Genomic DNA, 18,143 nt, shown 5'->3' on the forward strand with positions numbered 1-18,143 from the left:
GGTCAGCCGGTCAGCCGGTCAGTGCGCGTGGTCGCACTCGCCGTCCTCGCCGATGTCCTCGTTCCAGACATGCGGGTTGGCGGCGATCCAGTCGCCGAGCATGCGGATGCATTCGTCGTCGTTGAGGTCGACGACCTTCACGCCCTGCTCGCGCAGCCAGTCGTGGCCGCCCTGGAAGTTGACCGCCTCGCCCATCACCACCGTGCCGATGCCGAACTGCCTGACCAGGCCGCTGCAGTACCAGCACGGGGACAGGGTGGTGACCATGATGGTGTCGCGGTAGGAGCGCTGGCGGCCGGCCTTGCGGAAGGCGTCGGTCTCGCCGTGCACGGAAGGATCGTTTTCCTGCACCCGGCGGTTGTGGCCGCGGCCGAGCAGGGTGCCGTCGGCGGCGAACAGGGCCGCGCCGATCGGGATGCCGCCCTCGGCCAGGCCCTGGCGGGCCTCCTCGACGGCGATGGCGAGCAGGGCGCGGTAGTCGGGGATCTGGCTCATGGGCGGTTCCTTCTGTGCGGCCGGGCGTGGGGCGTGGAAGCGTACGCCGCCAGCGTCGCGATGGGCAGCCCGCGCCCGGCCCCGACGCCTCCGTGACCCCGGCGGGGGCGGCCGGTGCCATAATTCCCGACATGAGCGAATCCCCCTACGAACGCGGCACCACCCATTTCGGCTTCCGTGATGTCCCGGCGACGGAGAAGCAGAAGCTGGTGGGCCAGGTCTTCACCTCGGTCGCGCGCAAGTACGACCTGATGAACGACCTGATGAGCCTGGGCATCCACCGGGCCTGGAAGCGCTACTTCACCGCCACCTGCCAGGTGAAGCCGGGCGACCGGGTGCTGGACCTGGCCGGCGGCACAGGCGACATCGCCGCGCTGCTCAAGCCGCGCGTGGGCGCCGCCGGGCAGATCGTGCTGGGCGACATCAACGCCGGCATGCTCTCGGTCGGCCGCGACCGCCTGACCGACCGCGGCCTGGTCTCGGGCCTGGAGTACGTGCAGTGCAACGCCGAGAAGCTGCCGTTCCCGGATGGCAGCTTCGACCTGGTGACCATGGCCTTCGGCCTGCGCAACGTCACCGACAAGGACGCGGCCCTGCGCGAGATCGCGCGCGTGCTGCGGGTCGGCGGGCAGGCGCGGGTGCTGGAGTTCTCGGAGGTGCGCGCGGAGTGGTTCCGCCCGATCTACGACTTCCACTCCTTCAGGATCCTGCCGAAGCTGGGCCAGCTTTTCGCCGGCGACGCCGACAGCTACCAGTACCTGGCCGAGAGCATCCGCAAGCATCCGCCGCAGGAACAGCTGAAGGCGATGATGGAAGAGGCCGGGCTGGCCCGCTGCAGCTACGTGAACCTCAGCGGCGGCATCGTCGCCGTGCATACCGGCTACAGGATCTGAGCCGGTGGGCCGCCGTGGCGGCCCCATGGCTTGCGGTTTCGGCGTGCAGGCCTTGGCGCAGGCCGTGGCGAAGCGCCCGTCGCCGGGGGACAGGCCCGGGGACGGCGTGCCTCTGCGGGCCTGACGCTTCCCGGCCGCGCCGGGGCGGAAGCGGGAGCGGGGCGGGAAGGCAGCGCGCGGCAGTGCCTTCTGGCAGGCCGGAGGATGCGGGACGCGGGTTACACTCGGCGTTTTCCGCCCGATCCTCCAACATGCGCTTTTCCGCACTGCTGCTTACCCTTGCCATGACCGCCGCCAGCGGCTGCTCCGGCGAACAGGCCGGCACGGCCGATCCCTCCGCGAACGCCAAGGCCAGCCCGGCCTCCGCGCGCCGCCACGACGAGAACTCCTACTCCGAGCCGGAGAAGGTCCGCATCGCCGACCTGGCGCTGGACCTGGCCCTGGACTTCGACGCGCGCCGCCTGTCCGGCACCGCCACCTACACCCTCGAGTGGACCGATCCCAAGGCCGCCCAGCTCGTGCTGGATACCCGCGACCTGGAGATCCGCAAGGTCGAGGGTGAGGCCGATGGTGCGTGGTCGGGGCTGAAGTACGCGCTGGCCGAGGCCGACCCGGTGTTCGGCAGCAAGCTGACCATCGAGGCGCCGCAGCGCAACGCGAAGATCCGCGTCACCTACGCCACCTCGCCCCAGGCCTCGGGCCTGCAGTGGCTGGAGCCGTCGATGACCGAGGGCGGGCAGCTGCCCTTCATGTTCAGCCAGTCGCAGGCGATCCACGCCCGCAGCTGGGTGCCGCTGCAGGACACCCCCGGCGTGCGCTTCACCTACAGCGCCCACGTGACCTCGCGTCCGGACGTGATGGTGCTGATGAGCGCCGACAACGACCCGGCGGCGCCGCGCGATGGCGACTACAGCTTCCGGATGCCGCAGCCGATCCCGTCCTACCTGCTGGCGATCGCCGCCGGCGACCTGGTGTTCAAGCCGATCTCCGCGCGCAGCGGCGTGTGGGCCGAGCCGACCATGGTCGACCGCGCCGTGGCCGAGTTCGAGGACACCGAGCAGATGATCGCCACCACCGAGAAGCTCTACGGGGCCTATCGCTGGGAGCGCTACGACATGCTGGTGCTGCCGCCGTCGTTCCCGTTCGGCGGCATGGAGAATCCGCGACTGAGCTTCATCACCCCGACCGTGATCGTCGGCGACAAGTCGCTGGTATCGCTGATCGCGCATGAGCTGGCGCACAGCTGGTCCGGCAACCTGGTGACCAATTCCAGCTGGAAGGACATCTGGCTCAACGAGGGCTTCACCACCTACGTCCAGGGCCGCATCGTCGAGGCGCTGTACGGCGAGGAGCTGGCGCAGATGGAGCGCCAGATCGACCAGGATGGCGTCAAGGCCGACATGGCGCGCATGGCCCCGCAGGACCAGCTGCTGGTGCTGCCGCCGCTGGCCGGCCGCGACCCGGACGAGGCGCTCAGCGAGGTGGCCTACACCAAGGGCGCCTGGTTCCTGCAGTTCCTCGAGCAGCGCGTGGGCCGGGCGAAGTTCGATCCGTTCCTGCGCGGCTGGTTCGACGACCACGCCTTCCAGAGCACCGACAGCGAGACCTTCGTCGCCTACCTGCGCAAGAACCTGCTGGAGGCCAACCCCGGCGCGGTGCGCGAGGAGGAACTCGACGCATGGCTGAACAAGCCGGGTATCCCGGCGTTCGCCCAGCCGGCGCAGTCGCGCACCTTCTCCAGCGTGGACACCGCGCGCATCGCCTGGCGCGGCAGCAGCCAACTGCCCAATCCCCAGGTCACCTCGCAGTGGGGCACCCAGGCCTGGGTGCGCTTCCTGGAAGGCATGGGCGAAAAGCTCAAGCCCGAGCAGCTGGCGCAGCTGGACAAGGCCTACAAGTTCACCGGCACGCCCAACGGCGAGATCGCCATGCGCTGGTATCCGCTGGCCCTGCGCAGCGGCTACGTCGAGGCGCGCCCGGCGGCCGGCGAGTTCATCGAGCGGGTGGGCCGGCGCAAGCTGATCCTCCCGGTCTACGAGGAACTGGTGAAGACGCCCGACGGCCTGGCCTTCGCCCGCGAGGTGTTCGAGCGTGCCCGCCCGGGCTACCACCCGATCACCACCGCCTCGGTCGAGGCGATCCTGGCCCGCGCCGAGGGCGCGACGCAGTAAACCCCGCGCGCCGGCCCGTCCGGCGCGCACCGTTCCACGAGGCGCAGCGATGAAGCCGATCCGTCCGCGACTGTCCCTGTCCCTGCTGCTGGTGGCCGCCCTGGCGGGTGCCGCCGCCTGCACCGACCGCGAGGCCCAGCGCCAGGCGCAGCTGGCTGCCGAGGCCGAGGCCCGCGCCCGCGCCGCGACGGAGCTGCAACGCCAGTACGAGTCGGCGGTGGCCGACCGCAACTGGGAGCTGGCGCGGGTGCATGGCGTGGCCCTGCTGGACCAGTATCCGGACAGCGAGGCGGCCGCGGCCATCGGCCCGGGACTGGAAGAGGTCAGGGCCCGCGCCGAGGAGGCGCGCGAGCAGCGTCGGCTGGCCGCGCTGTGGAACTACGCGCGGGTGCCGGCCGGGCAGGGTGAACAGCGCACCGCCGCCATCTTCAGCAAGGAAGCGGTGGATACCGGCGGCAGCGGCCCGGCCACGGTGCAGCTGGTGATCCGCGACCACCCGGAGTGGAAGCGCAGCGCCTACCTGGTGCTGGAGGGCGGCGACTTCGACTGCTACGGCGGCTGCAAGGTGCAAGTGAAGTTCGACGATGCCGCGGCGCGGCCGATGTCGGCCTGGCGCCCGAAGACCGACGAGGCCATCGCCATGTTCATCGAGGACTACCGTGGCCTGTGGAAGCGCATGCGCCAGGCGCGGCGGATGGAGGTCAGCTTCCCGGTGAAGGCCGGCGGCAGTCGCACCGCGGTGTTCGAGACCGGGGGCCTGGATGGCGCCCGGATGCCAGGCTGGGACTGAGCCTGGCGGCGATGCCGAACCTGGATTACCTGATCGTGGGGGTGGTCAGTGCGCTGGCCATCGCCCTGCACGTGGGCCTGTTCCTGCTGTTCCGGCGCTGGATGGACCGCGACCTGGCCCTGTCCCTGGCGGGCGACGACCCGGTGCGGCGGCAGTGGATGCTGGAACAGCTTGCCCGGGCGCGCCGCGAGGGCGTACGCCGGCGCGACCTGCAGGCCTGGCTGGAACAGGTCGCGGCGCAGGGCCCGGAAGCCGGGGCCGGCTGAGGAGGGTCCGGGGGGCGGCGGATGCCGTGGCGGCAACCCGTGGCCGCCGCGCGCCAGGATCAGTCCAGGCTGTAGCCGAACTGCTGGCGGAAGTGCTCGTTGAACTCGGCGAAATCGAAGCGCTGGTTCTGGGTGCCGGGGTGCTCGACCTTCAGCGCACCCATCAGGTTGCCCATGCGGCCGATGGTCAGCCAGTCGTAGCCCTTCTCGATGCCGAAGATCAGGCCGGCGCGGAAAGCGTCGCCGCAGCCGGTCGGGTCGACCACGCGGCGCTCGTGCGCCGGCGGGACCTCGTAGGTCTTCTCCGGGGTGTGCACCAGGGCGCCGCGCGGGCCCTGGGTGGTGATGTAGGCCTTCACCCGGGAGACGATCTCGCGGTCGCTCCAGCCGGTGCGCTCCTGCAGCAGGTTGGACTCGTAGTCGTTGACCACCACGTAGTCGGCCTGCTCGATGAACTGGCGCAGCTCCTGGCCGTTGAACAGCGGCATGGCCTGGCCCGGGTCGAAGATGAACGGCACGCCCATCTCGTTGAACTCGGCGGCATTCTGCAGCATGCCCTCGCGCCCGTCCGGGCCGACCAGGCCCAGGGTGATGCCCGGCACGTCCTTCACGTGGTTCTCGTAGGAACGCATCATCGCGCCGGGGTGGAAGGCGGTGATCTGGTTGTTGTCGTGGTCGGTGGTGATGAAGGCCTGCGGCGTGAACAGGTCCTCGATCACCTTGACCCGCGACAGGTCGATGCCCAACGTCTCGAAATGCTCACGATAAGGGCCGAAATCGCCGCCAACGGTGCCCATCGGCACGGGTTTGCCACCGAGCAGGTGGAGGTTGTAGGCGATGTTGCCGGCGCATCCGCCGAACTCCCGGCGCATGCGCGGCACCAGGAACGAGACGTTCAGGATGTGCACCTTGTCCGGCAGGATGTGGTTCTTGAACTGGTCCGGGAACACCATGATGGTGTCGTAGGCAAGGGAACCACAGATCAGGGTGGACATCGTTCTGGTACTCGGGCGCGGGCGCGCGTAACGGGGGCTGCGGCCTCGCGCCGCGGCGCAAAGGTTACCGGCTGCGTCCCGGCGGGGCCAGCCCGGCGGCTCCGGCCAGGCCGCGACCGGGCCTCCCCGACCGCGGCCAAACCCGCGGTTTACCGCGGAATTCCTTGCCCGGGGGCGGCCCCGTTGCTAGGCTAGCCGGCCTGTTTTTGCTGTCCAAAATTTCGCCACCGGCGCCGCTTCGCGCGCTGGTGGCGCCCGCGCCGGCATCCGGCCGGCCCGCGTCCCGCCCGCCTCCTCACTTCCAGCTCCGGAAACCCCAGGACCGCCACTCGATGTTCAAGAAGCTCCGCGGCATGTTCTCCAACGACCTGTCCATCGACCTGGGCACGGCCAATACCCTGATCTATGTCCGCGGACAGGGCATCGTGCTGAACGAGCCGTCGGTCGTGGCCGTGCGCCAGGACCGCGCCATCGGCGGCACCCGCTCGGTGGCGGCGGTGGGCGCGGAGGCCAAGCAGATGCTGGGCCGTACCCCGGGCAACATCACCACCATCCGGCCGATGAAGGACGGCGTGATCGCCGACTTCACCTACACCGAGGCCATGCTCAAGCACTTCATCAAGAAGGTGCACAAGGCCCGGGTGCTGCGCCCCAGCCCGCGCGTGCTGGTGTGCGTGCCGGCCGGTTCGACCCAGGTCGAGCGCCGCGCGATCAAGGAATCGGCCGAGGAGGCCGGCGCGCGCGACGTCTACCTGATCGAGGAGCCGATGGCCGCGGCGATCGGCGCCGGCATGCCGGTGTCCGAGGCGCGCGGCTCGATGGTCATCGACATCGGTGGCGGCACCACCGAGGTGGCGGTGATCTCGCTCAACGGCATCGTGTATTCGGCCTCGGTGCGCATTGGCGGCGACCGCTTCGACGAGGCGATCACCAACTACGTGCGCCGCAACCACGGCATGCTGATCGGCGAAGTGACCGCCGAGCGGATCAAGATGGAGCTGGGCTGCGCCTACCCGCAGGCCGAGGCACGCGAGATGGAGATCACCGGCCGCAACCTCGCCGAGGGCGTGCCGAAGATGATCAAGATCAACTCCAACGAGGTGCTCGAGGCCCTGCACGAGCCGCTGTCCGGCATCGTCTCGGCGGTCAAGCTGGCGCTGGAGCAGACCCCGCCGGAGCTGGGCGCGGACGTGGCAGAGCGCGGCATCGTGCTGACCGGCGGCGGTGCCCTGCTGGCCGACCTGGACAAGCTGATCTCCGAGGAGACCGGCCTGCACGTGCAGGTCGCCGACGACCCGCTGACCTGCGTGGCCCGCGGTGGTGGCCGCGCGCTGGAGCTGGTCGACATGCACGGCAACGAGTTCTTCGCGCCGGACTGACCTGCAGCATCGCGCGCGCCCTGCCGGCGCGCCCCGGGCGCGGCGTTCGCCAGCGGCGGATGCCGACGCCATACTTCCACCTCCGCCGCGCTGCCCCGACTGATCACCGTCCGTGTCGTCCTACGCCGGTTCTTCCCAAGCTGCGCGCCCCGGTGAATCCGGTCCCCTGCGGCTGCTGGCCTACCTCGCCCTGGCCGTGGCGCTGCTGGTCCTGGACCACCGTGGCGGCTGGCTGACGTGGGTCCGCGGCCAGGCCACCGTGCTGGTGCAGCCGCTGCGCAGCCTCGCCGGCCTGCCGGGCATGCTGCGCGGGGCGCTGAGCGACGGCCTGGCCTCGCATGCCAGCCTGGTGGAGGAGAACCGCCGCCTGCGCAACGAACTGCTGGTGGCCAACGCGCGCCTGACCCGGCTGCGCAACGCCGCGGTCGACAACGCCCAGCTGCGCGAGCTGCTGGGCGTGGCCGAGCGCCGTGGCCTGGACGTGCAGCTGGTGCCCATCCTGGACATCGACCTGGAGCCTTCGCGCCAGCGCCTGGTGCTGCGCGCCGGCGCCGTCCAGGGCGTGCAGCGCGGCCAGGCGGTGATCGACGCCGGCGGCCTGCTCGGCCAGGTGATCGAGACCACGCCCACCCAGTCCACCGTGCTGTTGCTGACCGATCCGGACCACGCGGTGCCGGTGATGGTCGCGCGCAACGGCGTGCGCCTGATCGTCTACGGCCGCGGCGACCGGCTCGAGCTGCGCGACATCCCGCTCAACCAGGACGTGCAGGTCGGCGACCAGCTGGTCACCTCGGGCCTGGGCGGACGCTTCCCGCCGGGCTTCCCGGTGGCGACCATCACCGCCCTGCACCCGGACGACAGCCAGGCCTTCCTGGTGGGCGAGCTGCAGCCCGCGGCCCAGCTGGACCGCGGCCGCGACGTCCTGCTGCTGCGCCCCGGCGCCGCCCCCGACCTCCCGCTCCCCCCCGTTCCCGGCGAACCCGAGGAGCCGGCCGCAACCGGCTCTTCCGAATCACCAATCCCGAATAACGAATCACAGCCTCCGCAGGAGGCGGCCCGATGAGCGCCCGCACGCGCCTGGGCGGCTGGATCCTGCCGCTGAGCCTGCTGATGGCCCTGCTGCTGGGGCTGCTGCCGCTGCACGCACAGCTGCAGCCGCTGCGTCCCTACTGGCTGGCCCTGGTGCTGGCCTACTGGGTGATCGAGACGCCGTCGCGCGCCGGGCTGGGCCTGGCCTTCGCCTGCGGCCTGGTGGCCGACCTGGCCTACGGCAGCCTGCTCGGCGAGCAGGCGCTGCGGCTGGTGATCATGGCCTTCATCCTGCAGCGCTTCCGTGCCCGGCTGCGCTTCTTCCCGCTGTCGCAGCAGGCGCTGGCGATCGGCGCGCTGCTGGTCAACGACCGCATCGTCGATGCCGCGGTGAACCTGGCCCTGGGCCAGCCGCTGCTGCCGTGGGAATACTGGTGGGCGCCGCTGCTGGGCACCGCCCTGTGGCCGCCGCTGTTCCTGATGCTGGACGCCCTGCGCCTGGGCCGACGGGACTGAGGTCCGCAGCATGGGCAGCCGCAGGCCGAGCAAGAACCCCCACGCCGAAGCCGAGCAGTTCCGGCGCCGCGCCGCGCTGGGCTTCCTGGCCGTGGCGCTGGCCCTGGGTGGGCTGGCGGCTTGGTATTTCCGCCTGCAGGTGCTGCAGCACGCCGACTACGCCACCCGCTCGGAAGCCAACCGCATCCGGCCGCGCCCGGTGGTGCCCGGGCGCGGGATGATCTACGACCGCCAGGGGCGGCTGCTGGCGGAGAACGTGCCGGCGTTCCGCCTGGACGTGGTTCCGGACAAGGCCGGCGACACCGAGAGGCTGCTGGCCGAACTGGGCCAGCTGATCCGGCTCGGCGAGGACGAGATCGAGCACTTCCGCCGCGAGCGCAAGGCCGGGCGCGGCTTCCGCCCGATCACCCTGAAGATGCGCCTGAGCGACGAGGAGATGGCCGCCTTCGCGGTCAACCGCTGGCGCTTCCCGGGCGTGGAGATGGAGCCGTACCTGACCCGGCACTATCCCTATGGCGACCTGTTCGCGCACGTGATCGGCTACGTCGGCCGGATCGACGAGAAGGACCTGGAGCAGCTGGGCGAGCGCGGCACCGCGCTGACCCACATCGGCAAGACCGGCATCGAGCGGGCCTACGAGGACCTGCTGCGCGGCCAGGTCGGCTATGAGCAGATCGAGACCAACGTGCAGGGCCGCGCGCTGCGCACGGTGGGCCGGGTGCCGGCGCGGCCGGGCTCGGACCTGCGGCTGTCGATCGACGCCGAACTGCAGCGCGCCACGGTGGCCGCGTTCGGGGAGCTGGAAGGCACGGCGGTGGCGATGGACCCGCGCACCGGCGAGATCCTGGCCCTGGTGAGCCTGCCGTCCTACGACCCGAACCTGTTCGTCAACGGCATCTCCCACGCCGACTACCGTGCGCTGATGGACAACCCCTCGCGCCCGCAGTTCAACCGCGCGGTGCTCGGCGGCGTGGCCCCCGGCTCCACGCTCAAGCCGTTCCTGGCGCTGGCCGGCCTGGACAGCGGCGTGCGCCGGCCCGAGGACCGCACCCTGTCCACCGGCATGTTCTACCTGCCCGGCAACAGCCGCGGCTGGGGCGACTCGCACCGCGGCGGCCACGGGTGGACCGACGCGCGCAAGTCGATCGCCGATTCGGTCAACACCTACTACTACCAGCTGGCGCTGGACATGGGCATCGAGCGGATCGAGCGCTTCCTGGAGCGTTACGGGTTCGGCCAGCCCTCCGGCATCGACCTGGTCGGCGAGAGCAGCGGCATCCTGCCGACCCCGGCGTGGAAGATGCGCCAGCGCAAGGAGCGCTGGTATCCGGGCGATACCGTGAACATCTCCATCGGCCAGGGCGACTGGAAGGTCACTCCGCTGCAGATGGTGCGGGCCACCTCCGCCCTGGCCGACGAAGGCCACCTGCGCGTGCCGCGCCTGGTGGAGGCGCGCCGCGACCGGTTCGACGCGCCGTGGTCGCCGCTGGAGCAGGGCCAGCCGGCGCGGATCAGCGATCGCCCGGACAACCTGCGGGTGGTGCGCGAGGGCATGGAGATGACGGTGCACGGCCCCGGCGGCACCGCCCGCGCGATGGGGGTCGGCGCACCCTACCGGATCGCCGGCAAGACCGGCACCGCCCAGGTGGTCAGCCGCCGCGGTACCGGCGCGGTCGATCCGCGCAGCCTGCCCATGCACCTGCGGCACCGCGCGCTGTTCATCGGCTTCGCCCCGGCCGAGGATCCGCAGATTGCGGTGGCCGTGGCGGGGGAGGGCGGCGGCTACGGTGGCAGTACCGCCGCGCCGATCGCACGCAAGATCTTCGACGCCTGGCTGCTGGGCAAGCTGCCGGAAGGGCTGGAGCCGCTGGATGGCGCTCCGCCCGCGTCCGGCTGTGCCGGCGGGGGCGAGGGGGCGGACGCAACCGCGGGCGAGGGCTGCGTGCCTGCGCCGGCCGACGGCGCGCGGCCCCCGTCGCAGCGCACCCCGGCCCTGGCCAGCGACCGCAATCCGGCCGGCAACAGCTTTGGCAGCTGGATCCGGCGCAATCCGCACCTGCTCCAGCCGGTCGCCCCGCAGGCACCTGGCGAAGGCGGACAGTCCAGGCCGCGGCCGCCGGCCGCGCGGCCTGCCGGTGGCGCCACGCCATCGCAGCCCACCCATGCGCCGGCCCGCGAACCCGGAGCTGGCCGATGAGGGATTTCCTGCGCTGGCTGGCTGACATGGCCGGACGCCTGGTCCGCACCCTGGACTGGCCGCTGTGCCTGGCCCTGGCCGGGCTGATGGCCTTCGGCCTGGCCGTGCTCTACAGCGCCGGCGGCCCCACCGGTGGCGCCGCCCTGGTCAAGGCCCAGGGCGCGCGCTTCGCGGTCGGCCTGCTGGCGATGTGGGCGTTGTCGCGGGTGTCGGTGATCCGCCTGCGGGTGTGGTCGCCGACCGTGTACGCGCTGTCGCTGCTGCCGCTGCTGGCGGTGCTGCTGGTCGGCACCGGCAAGCATGGCCGGCACTGGCTCAACCTCGGCGTGTTCTACCTGCAGCCCTCGGAGCTGCTGAAGATCGCGCTGCCGATGATGGTCGCCTGGTACCTGCACTCGCGCCCGCTGCCGCCGCGCATCCCCACCGTGCTGGCCACGGGCGTGCTGATCGCCGTGCCCACCGGGCTGATCCTGCTGCAGCCGGATTTCGGCACCGCGATGCTGATCGCCAGCAGCGGCGTGTTCGCCCTGCTGCTGGCGGGCCTGCCGTGGTGGTGGGTGGGCATCGGCGTGGGCGGCGTGGCCGCGATCGCCCCGGTGGCCTGGCTGTGGCTGCTGCGGCCGTACCAGAAGGACCGCATCCTCACCTTCCTCGACCCGGAGCGCGATCCGCTGGGCACCGGCTGGAACATCATCCAGTCCAAGATCGCGATCGGCTCCGGCGGCCTCACCGGCAAGGGCTGGGGCGAGGGCAGCCAGTCGCACCTGAACTACATCCCCGAGCAGACCACCGACTTCGCCTTCGCCGTGCTGAGCGAGGAGTTCGGCTGGCTCGGCGTGGCCACGATGCTGGCGCTGTACCTGTTCGTGATCGGGCGCTGCCTGTGGATCGCGATGGAGGCGCGCGACGGCTATTCGCGGCTGCTTGCCGGCTCGCTGGGAATGGCCTTCTTCGTCTACGTGCTGGTCAACGGCGGCATGGTCTCCGGCCTGCTGCCGGTGGTCGGCGTGCCCATGCCGCTGGTGAGCTACGGCGGCACCTCGGCGGTATCGCTGCTGGCCGGCCTGGGCCTGGTCATGGCGGTCCGCACCCACCGCCCCGTGCATGCCTTCCACTGACCTGCCAAAGTCCCCGCTGAAGCCCGAAAATCCCAATGGCTGCATGGGCTTGCGCACGCATGCTAACCTGCCTTCGATGACCAAGAAGCCCGCAACGCGCGGCCGTCTGCTGGCCGGCCTCCTCCTCGCCGGATTGCTGGGGTGCACGCCCCGCGCCGGAGTCGTATCCGATTCGCCGGTGGCGGTGCCGCCCGTGGCCGGCACCCCGGCCGAGGCCAGGCCCGAGGCCGCCCCGGCGCCGCCGGTGGACCTGACGCCGGTGCCGTTCGAGGTCGCGCGTGAGCGCTTCATCGCCGACACCAGCGGGCGCTACGGCATCCCCGCCGCCGAGATCGAGGCGACGCTGGCCCGCGCCACCCTCCTGGACAGCGTGGTCGCGGCGATGTCGCGCCCGGCCGAGCGGGTCAAGCCCTGGCACGAATCCCGGCCGATGTTCATCAGCCAGGCCCGCATCGACGGCGGCCGCCGCTTCCTCGAGCAGAACCGGGCGAAGCTGGCGAAGGTGGAGGCCGACACCGGCGTGCCGGCCGAGGTGATCGTGGCGATCATCGGCGTGGAGACCAGCTACGGCGCCAACCCCGGCCGCTACTCGGTGCTCGATGCGCTCTACACCCTGGCCTTCCGCTACCCGCGCAGCGGCGATCCGGCCAAGCTCGAGCGCGAGGTGCGCCGCGAACTGTTCTTCCGCGACGAGCTGGCGCAGCTGTTCGCGCTGGGCCGCGAGGAGAACCTCGACATCGCCGCGCTGAAGGGCAGCTACGCCGGCGCGATGGGCATGGGCCAGTTCATGCCTTCCAGCTACCGCCAGTTCGCGGTCGATGGCGACGGCGACGGTCGCCGCGACCTGTTCGGCAGCCTCGACGACGTGTTCGCCTCGATCGCCAACTACTTCGTGGAGAAGGGCGGCTGGGTGCGCGGCGGCCTGGTCGCGGTGCCGGCCACCCTGGAGCCGGGGCGCGAGCCGTTCGAACCGGCCGAGTGGGCGCCGACCCACACCCTGGCCGAGCTGGCGGCGCGCGGTTACGCGCCGCAGGCGCCGGTGCCGGACGGCGCCACCGCCACCCCGGTCAGCCTGGCCGGCAGCAGCGGCCCGCAGTACTGGCTGGGCTTCCAGAACTACTACGCGATCACCCGCTACAACATCTCCAAGATGTACGCGATGGCGGTGTTCCAGCTGTCGGAGGCGATCGCCGGGCGGGAGATCCCGCCGGCATGACCGGGCGCCGGCCGTGGACAGCTGGGCTGCGTGCCGGCACGGCGCTGGCCGTGCTCGTGCTGCTGGCGGCCTGCGGCAGCGCGCCGAAGAAGCCTTCGGCCCCGGCCGGGTCGGCGGCCAAGGGCGGTGCGTCCGCCCCGGTGGCGGACGGGCGCTGCAACGGCGCCTCGCCCTATGCGCCGGCGAAGGAGGATCCCTCCACCCGCGGCCACTACACCGCCGGCGGCCTGTACAAGCCGGGCGTGCCGGACCGCACCCCCGACTACGTGCCCGACGTGGACTGCATCCCCGAGCCGGTGGTGGTCGCCGAGCCGCGATCGCAGGTCGGCAACCGCTCGCCGTACACGGTGCTGGGCAAGCAGTACAAGGTGATGGACCGTCCGCACGGTTACGTCGAGCAGGGCATCGCCTCGTACTACGGCAGCAAGTTCCACGGCCGCCGCACCTCGAACATGGAGGTGTACGACATGTACGCCTTCACCGCCGCGCACAAGACCCTGCCGCTGCCGAGCTTCGCCCGCGTCACCAACCTGGAGAACGGCAAGTCGGTGGTGGTGCGGGTCAACGACCGCGGTCCGTTCCACGACGGCCGGGTGATCGACCTCAGCTACGCGGCGGCGGTGAAGCTGGGCATCGTCGCCCGCGGCACCGGCCGGGTCGAGGTGCGTGCTCTGGTCCCGGGCGAAGACGACGGCAGGCGCTACGCGTCCACCGCCGGCTCCCCCGCGGCCACGCCGGCTCCCGTGCAGACCGCGCCGGCGACCCCGGCCACCGCGCTGGACCAGCTGGTCCAGGCCCTGCCGCCGGAGGTGCCGGCGGCGGTCGCATCCGCGTCCGGTGCCGTGGCCGCCGCGCCGGCATCGCTGCCGCCGCCGGTCCAGTCCGCGGGGGCTTCGGCGGCGTCCCGGGCCCCGGCCGCTTCCACGCCGCTGCGGCAGGTCGCCAGCTTCTCCAGCGCCGACAACGCCCGCCGCGCGCTGGAACGGTTGCTGGCCGCCGGCATCAGCGACGCCCGCCTGGAGGACACGGTCAGCGGCGGGCGCACGCTCTGGCGCCTGCGCGTGCCGGCCGCCGGCGATCCGGCGGAACTTGCGCTGCGCATCGCCGGTCTGGGTTTCGGTACCCCGCAGCCGGTCCGCGACTGAGCCCGGGCTTACAATCGGTCCCTTCATCCTTCCCTTCCGCCCGGCCGCCGTGCCGGTTGCCGCAGGAGTTCCCGTTTCCATGAAGTTCCGTCCCACCGGTCCGCTCGCCGTCGTTGCCGCGGCGGCCACCTTCGCGTTCGGCCTGGCCTTCGCCCAGGCTCCCGCGCCCGTCGCAGGCCACCGCCTGGCTGGTGATGGACTACGCCACCGGCCAGGTGCTGGCGGGCGAGAACGTCGACGAGCGGGTCGAGCCGGCCAGCATCACCAAGGTGATGACTTCCTACGTGATCGCCGCCGAGATGGCCGCCGGCCGGATCAAGCCGGACGACCGGGTGCTGATGAGCGAACGCGCCTGGCGCGAGGGCGGCGCCCGCACTGACGGCAGCTTCAGCGGCTTCCCGGTCAACGAGTACGCGCCGCTGTCGGAGATGGAGAAGGGCATGGCGGTGCAGTCGGGCAACGACGCCGCGATCGCCCTGGCCGAGCACGTGGCCGGCACCCAGGAGGCCTTTGCCGACCTGATGAACAGCTATGCGGCGAAGATCGGCATGAAGAACAGCCACTTCGTCAACGCCCACGGCCTGTCCGCGCCGGAGCACTACAGCACCGCGCGCGACCTGGCCCTGCTGGGCCGCGCCTTCGTGCGCGACTACCCCGAGCAGTACGCCTACAACAAGATCAAGGAGCTGACGGTCAACGGCATCACCCAGCCGAACCGCAACCTGCTGCTGTGGCGCGATTCCAGCGTCGACGGCATCAAGACCGGCCACCATTCGAAGGCCGGGTACTGCCTGATGAGCTCGGCCCAGCGCGGCGACCAGCGCCTGATCGCGGTGCTGATGGGCGGCGCCTCCGAGCGCCAGCGCGCCGACGACAGCCTCGCGCTGCTCAACTGGGGCTTCCGCTCCCACGAAACCCACCGCCTGTACGAGCCGGGCAAGCCGGTCGCTTCGCTGAAGGTGTGGAAGGGCAAGGCCGACCAGGTCCAGCTGGGCGTGTCGCGGCCGCTGCTGGTCAGCATGGCCCGTGGACGCTACGGCGACCTCAAGCCGGCGATGGAAGTGCCGCGCTCGCTGGTCGCCCCGATCGCCGCCGGCCAGCAGATCGGCACGGTCAAGGTCTCGCTGGATGGCCAGGTCGTCGCCGAGGCGCCGCTGGTGGCGGCGGCGGCGGTCGAGGAGGCCGGCTTCTTCAAGCGCCTGTGGGACGCTTTCTGGATGTGGTGGGAATCCTGATCGATCCGCCACGCAACGCCCCGAAAACAGCCGGCTCCGCGCCGGCTGTTTTCGTTCTGGGCGGCGCCTCCCGACGGGAGGCGTCCGCTCGGGTTTTCCCATCGTTTATCCTCGGCCGGCGCGTTGCCTGCCGAGGTCGCGCGTGGCGGGCGGGAGTGCCCGCGCTTTGTGCAAATCTCCAACGGGGAAAAACATGGGCAATAGGAAGGCAGTACGCGCGGCGCTCGGCGCCGCGTTGACGGTGGCGCTTGTGTCCGCTCCGGCCATGGCGCAACGGCAGAGCGCGCAGGACCTGCGCCAGCAGCAGGCGGCGGAGATCCCGGTGTGCAAGAAGCCGCTGGGCACGATCTCGGTCCTGGAACCGGAGCACGGGGTGAACTGGTGGAGCGGCCACCAGCTCCCCGAGCCCTCGCGCCTGATCAAGGTGTTCGTCTCGCGTTCGCGCTGCTTCACCCTGGTCGACCGCGGCGCCGGCATGGCCGCCGCGCAGAACGAGCGCGCGCTGGCGGCGGACGGCAACCTGCGCCGGGGCTCCAACGTCGGCAAGGGCCAGGTCAAGGCGGCCGACTACGTGCTCGTGCCGGACCTGATCTCGCAGAACAGCAACGCCGGCGGCAATGCGGTCGGCGGCCTGCTCAGCGGCCTGGTCGGCGGCCGCGCCGGGCAGGTGCTCGGCGGCCTGAACTTCAAGAAGAAGACGGCCGACGTAGTGTTGACGGTCACCGACGTGCGCTCCTCCGAGCAGGTGGCGCTGGCCGAGGGCAGCGCGAAGAAGACCGACATCGGCTTCAACGCGCGCGGCAACCTGTTCTCGGGCAGCGGCCTGGGCGCGGCCGGCGTCGGCGGTTACGCCAATACCGAGATCGGCCAGGTCATCACCCTGGCCTACCTGCAGGCCTATACCAACCTGATCGCCCAGCTCGGCGGCCTGCCGGAGGACGCCTCAGCGGCCAACCCGATGCAGGCGCTGCGGGTGACCCGCGCGGCGCGCATGCTGGCCAACGCCAAGGGCACCGGCAAGGCGGTGCGCGACCTGGAGCCGGGCATGCTGCTTTACCCGACCGGGCAGAAGGAAGGGGCGATGTGGGAGGTCGAGGACGAACTCGGCAACCGCGGCTGGGTCAACTCGACCAGCACCGAACTGGCCCGCTGAGCGGCCAGCCCCGGGAAAGGCCGGCGCTTTGCCGGCCTTTCCTTTTTGCGGGACCAGGCTCCTGTATTTGCTCATTTGCGCGAAGGCTTCCGGACCCGGCTTTCTGGCGCCGCCATCCAGCTGCCCGGCCGGGCCAAGGGGCCATGATTCATTTGCCTCATCCGACGCGGGCCCTGGTGCTGGGCAGGCTCCCCGCCACGGTGGCCCGGGCGCCGGAGCCGCCCGCTGCCCTGTTCGGCAGCACCTGCAGCGAGCCGACCGGCCTCATGCGCATCTGGCCGGACGACGGCGACTGCGCACCGGCATGCTGCGGTTCCCGAGTGGCAAGCAGGGCGACCTGCTCGAGGTGGAGAACGCGGTCGGCCAGTGCGGCTGGATGCCCCCGGTCGCGAGCACCGTCACCCAGTAAGCGTTCCTCCGGCGCGCGCCGCCGCGCGACGGCGCCGGCTTTCCCGGGCAGGGCCTACAGCATCCGGCTGATGGTGAAGCTGCCGAACACCGGGCGCTCTTCCTGTCCCTCGAACTCGCGGGCGCCGTGGTAGCGCGCCAAGGCGAACTTCCAGCGCCCGCGGGTGACGGCCAGGCCGTAGCCGACTTCGCCGACGACCGGCTTGCGGTCCACGCTGTGGCTGTCGCGGAAGGTGTTGCCGTCGAGGGTGATGTCGCGCGCCACGACGCGCACGTCGCTGGTGGCGAAAAGGTGCCACGACCATCCCGCCAGGCGCGCGCCCGAGGGCGCGGTGTTCTCGCCGGCCGGGCGCAGCGGCGTGCTGCCGAAGTCGTCCGGCAGGCGCCAGCCCCAGCGCACTTCCATGCCGGTGTTGGCGTAGGTGGCGCGGTTGCCGAGGGCGCCGCCCCAGTGCGCGATCGCATCCCAGCCCCAGCCGCCGGCATTGCCTTCGCTGTCGCCCCAGCGGCGCATGCGCTCATGCACGACGCCCACCAGCGGTTCGTTCTCCAGCTGGTTGTCCCAGCCGCGGAAGTCCTCGCCGTCGAACACATGGTGCACCGCGTTCTGCACCTGCTTGCCCAGCGCCAGCGGGCCGACCACGCCCAGCTGCAGCTGGGTGGTGCGCAGGCTGTCGCCGTTGCGTGCGTTGTAGCCGAAGCTGACCATCAGGATCGCCGCATACGGACGGTCGTCCGGGATCAGGTCGGCGCGGCTGTAGTCGGTGGGGGTGTAGAGCTTCTGGCTGAGGCTGAACACCATGTTCTGCTGCTCGAAGCCACCGGGCTGCAGCCGTTCCAGGTAGCGGTTGATCCAGCGCGCCGGGCGCGGCAGGCAGGGGTCGTCGGTGTAGTCGGCCAGGTTGGGCGAGACCAGGGTGATCACCGCGCCGTTGGTGTAGCCCTGGTCCTGGTTCTCCCCGCCGAGCAGGTCGTTGTCCACGCGGAAGTTCACCGCTGGCGGGGTCTCGCTGAGGCGGCTGCTGCTGCATTGCGGGGCGGCGATGGCCGCGGCGGGAAACAGCAGGAACAACAGCAGCGTGGCGGTCGGGGCGCGCGGGGGTCGCGTCCGTGCGGGAGTGGGCATGGGCGGGATCC

General features: G+C 71.5%; 15 protein-coding genes and 1 pseudogene. 13 read left to right on the forward strand and 3 right to left on the reverse strand.

All coding sequences use genetic code 11. The features are described 5' to 3' along the window. Nucleotides 1-18 precede the first annotated feature (18 nt). Nucleotides 19-495 (reverse strand): nucleoside deaminase, encoded by a 477-nt coding sequence (locus CSC68_RS12735; protein ID WP_162203917.1) that lies wholly within the window; start codon nucleotides 493-495, stop codon nucleotides 19-21. A 131-nt stretch (nucleotides 496-626) separates the two neighbouring features. On the opposite strand from CSC68_RS12735, the gene ubiE reads away from it, so the two are divergent. From ubiE to CSC68_RS12755, 4 genes are all read left to right on the forward strand, one after another. Beyond that, nucleotides 627-1,388 carry a bifunctional demethylmenaquinone methyltransferase/2-methoxy-6-polyprenyl-1,4-benzoquinol methylase UbiE gene (ubiE, locus tag CSC68_RS12740; RefSeq protein ID WP_162203918.1) on the forward strand — a complete coding sequence of 254 codons (762 nt, stop codon included), beginning with the start codon at nucleotides 627-629 and terminating at the stop codon, nucleotides 1,386-1,388. A 251-nt stretch (nucleotides 1,389-1,639) separates the two neighbouring features. Beyond that, a complete protein-coding gene (locus CSC68_RS12745; protein ID WP_162203919.1) occupies nucleotides 1,640-3,559 on the forward strand; it encodes a M1 family metallopeptidase in 1,920 nt (639 codons plus the stop codon). A gap of 76 nt (nucleotides 3,560-3,635) precedes the next feature. Next, nucleotides 3,636-4,349, forward strand: a complete 714-nt coding sequence (locus CSC68_RS12750) for a hypothetical protein (protein ID WP_425501254.1) — start codon at nucleotides 3,636-3,638, stop codon at nucleotides 4,347-4,349. An 11-nt stretch (nucleotides 4,350-4,360) separates the two neighbouring features. Continuing rightward, nucleotides 4,361-4,615 carry a hypothetical protein gene (locus tag CSC68_RS12755; RefSeq protein ID WP_211365752.1) on the forward strand — a complete coding sequence of 85 codons (255 nt, stop codon included), beginning with the start codon at nucleotides 4,361-4,363 and terminating at the stop codon, nucleotides 4,613-4,615. Nucleotides 4,616-4,674: 59 nt separating this feature from the next. On the opposite strand, the gene CSC68_RS12760 is transcribed toward CSC68_RS12755, so the two are convergent. Further along, entirely contained in the window at nucleotides 4,675-5,610 is a 936-nt protein-coding gene (locus CSC68_RS12760) for a carbohydrate kinase family protein (RefSeq protein WP_162203920.1), read from the reverse strand. Between the two features lie 332 nt (nucleotides 5,611-5,942). On the opposite strand from CSC68_RS12760, the gene CSC68_RS12765 reads away from it, so the two are divergent. The 9 genes and pseudogenes from CSC68_RS12765 (at nucleotide 5,943) to CSC68_RS12805 (ending at nucleotide 16,598) form a co-directional block, all read left to right on the forward strand. Continuing rightward, entirely contained in the window at nucleotides 5,943-6,989 is a 1,047-nt protein-coding gene (locus CSC68_RS12765; RefSeq protein WP_162203921.1) for a rod shape-determining protein, read from the forward strand. 112 nt (nucleotides 6,990-7,101) lie between these two features. Next, entirely contained in the window at nucleotides 7,102-8,052 is a 951-nt protein-coding gene (gene mreC / locus CSC68_RS12770) for a rod shape-determining protein MreC (protein WP_162203922.1), read from the forward strand. Further along, nucleotides 8,049-8,534 (forward strand): rod shape-determining protein MreD, encoded by a 486-nt coding sequence (gene mreD / locus CSC68_RS12775; RefSeq protein WP_162203923.1) that lies wholly within the window; start codon nucleotides 8,049-8,051, stop codon nucleotides 8,532-8,534. Before mreC ends, mreD begins: the two co-directional genes overlap by 4 nt. A gap of 10 nt (nucleotides 8,535-8,544) precedes the next feature. Then, nucleotides 8,545-10,731 carry a penicillin-binding protein 2 gene (gene mrdA / locus CSC68_RS12780; RefSeq protein WP_246193568.1) on the forward strand — a complete coding sequence of 729 codons (2,187 nt, stop codon included), beginning with the start codon at nucleotides 8,545-8,547 and terminating at the stop codon, nucleotides 10,729-10,731. Beyond that, entirely contained in the window at nucleotides 10,728-11,849 is a 1,122-nt protein-coding gene (gene rodA / locus CSC68_RS12785; RefSeq protein ID WP_162203924.1) for a rod shape-determining protein RodA, read from the forward strand. Before mrdA ends, rodA begins: the two co-directional genes overlap by 4 nt. Nucleotides 11,850-11,925: 76 nt before the next feature. Continuing rightward, the gene (mltB, locus tag CSC68_RS12790; RefSeq protein WP_162203925.1) at nucleotides 11,926-13,065 is read left to right on the forward strand and encodes a lytic murein transglycosylase B; all 1,140 of its coding nucleotides are present in this window, start codon (nucleotides 11,926-11,928) and stop codon (nucleotides 13,063-13,065) included. Then, nucleotides 13,062-14,210, forward strand: coding sequence for a septal ring lytic transglycosylase RlpA family protein (locus CSC68_RS12795; RefSeq protein ID WP_162203926.1), 1,149 nt, complete (start codon nucleotides 13,062-13,064; stop codon nucleotides 14,208-14,210). Before mltB ends, CSC68_RS12795 begins: the two co-directional genes overlap by 4 nt. A gap of 79 nt (nucleotides 14,211-14,289) precedes the next feature. Then, nucleotides 14,290-15,445 (forward strand): annotated as a pseudogene (locus CSC68_RS12800) (D-alanyl-D-alanine carboxypeptidase family protein). Between the two features lie 193 nt (nucleotides 15,446-15,638). Next, a complete protein-coding gene (locus tag CSC68_RS12805; protein ID WP_162203927.1) occupies nucleotides 15,639-16,598 on the forward strand; it encodes a CsgG/HfaB family protein in 960 nt (319 codons plus the stop codon). Nucleotides 16,599-17,061: 463 nt separating this feature from the next. Here the strand turns inward: CSC68_RS12805 and CSC68_RS12810 are convergent, their stop codons facing one another. Next, complete coding sequence (locus CSC68_RS12810; protein WP_162203928.1) at nucleotides 17,062-18,132, reverse strand: lipid A deacylase LpxR family protein; 1,071 nt, start codon at nucleotides 18,130-18,132, stop codon at nucleotides 17,062-17,064. Nucleotides 18,133-18,143 lie beyond the last annotated feature (11 nt).

The organism is Pseudoxanthomonas suwonensis (assembly GCF_010093235.1).
Classification (GTDB): domain Bacteria; phylum Pseudomonadota; class Gammaproteobacteria; order Xanthomonadales; family Xanthomonadaceae; genus Pseudoxanthomonas; species Pseudoxanthomonas suwonensis.

Bases quoted from the DNA above. Each gene is read 5' to 3' on its own strand.
- CSC68_RS12735 (WP_162203917.1), bottom strand. From the start codon at position 495: ATGAGCCAGATCCCCGACTACCGCGCCCTGCTCGCCATCGCCGTCGAG.
- mltB (WP_162203925.1), top strand. From the start codon at position 11,926: ATGACCAAGAAGCCCGCAACGCGCGGCCGTCTGCTGGCCGGCCTCCTC.
- mreD (WP_162203923.1), top strand. From the start codon at position 8,049: ATGAGCGCCCGCACGCGCCTGGGCGGCTGGATCCTGCCGCTGAGCCTG.
- CSC68_RS12755 (WP_211365752.1), top strand. From the start codon at position 4,361: ATGCCGAACCTGGATTACCTGATCGTGGGGGTGGTCAGTGCGCTGGCC.
- CSC68_RS12795 (WP_162203926.1), top strand. From the start codon at position 13,062: ATGACCGGGCGCCGGCCGTGGACAGCTGGGCTGCGTGCCGGCACGGCG.
- CSC68_RS12805 (WP_162203927.1), top strand. From the start codon at position 15,639: ATGGGCAATAGGAAGGCAGTACGCGCGGCGCTCGGCGCCGCGTTGACG.
- CSC68_RS12745 (WP_162203919.1), top strand. From the start codon at position 1,640: ATGCGCTTTTCCGCACTGCTGCTTACCCTTGCCATGACCGCCGCCAGC.
- ubiE (WP_162203918.1), top strand. From the start codon at position 627: ATGAGCGAATCCCCCTACGAACGCGGCACCACCCATTTCGGCTTCCGT.
- CSC68_RS12810 (WP_162203928.1), bottom strand. From the start codon at position 18,132: ATGCCCACTCCCGCACGGACGCGACCCCCGCGCGCCCCGACCGCCACG.
- CSC68_RS12760 (WP_162203920.1), bottom strand. From the start codon at position 5,610: ATGTCCACCCTGATCTGTGGTTCCCTTGCCTACGACACCATCATGGTG.
- rodA (WP_162203924.1), top strand. From the start codon at position 10,728: ATGAGGGATTTCCTGCGCTGGCTGGCTGACATGGCCGGACGCCTGGTC.
- CSC68_RS12765 (WP_162203921.1), top strand. From the start codon at position 5,943: ATGTTCAAGAAGCTCCGCGGCATGTTCTCCAACGACCTGTCCATCGAC.
- mrdA (WP_246193568.1), top strand. From the start codon at position 8,545: ATGGGCAGCCGCAGGCCGAGCAAGAACCCCCACGCCGAAGCCGAGCAG.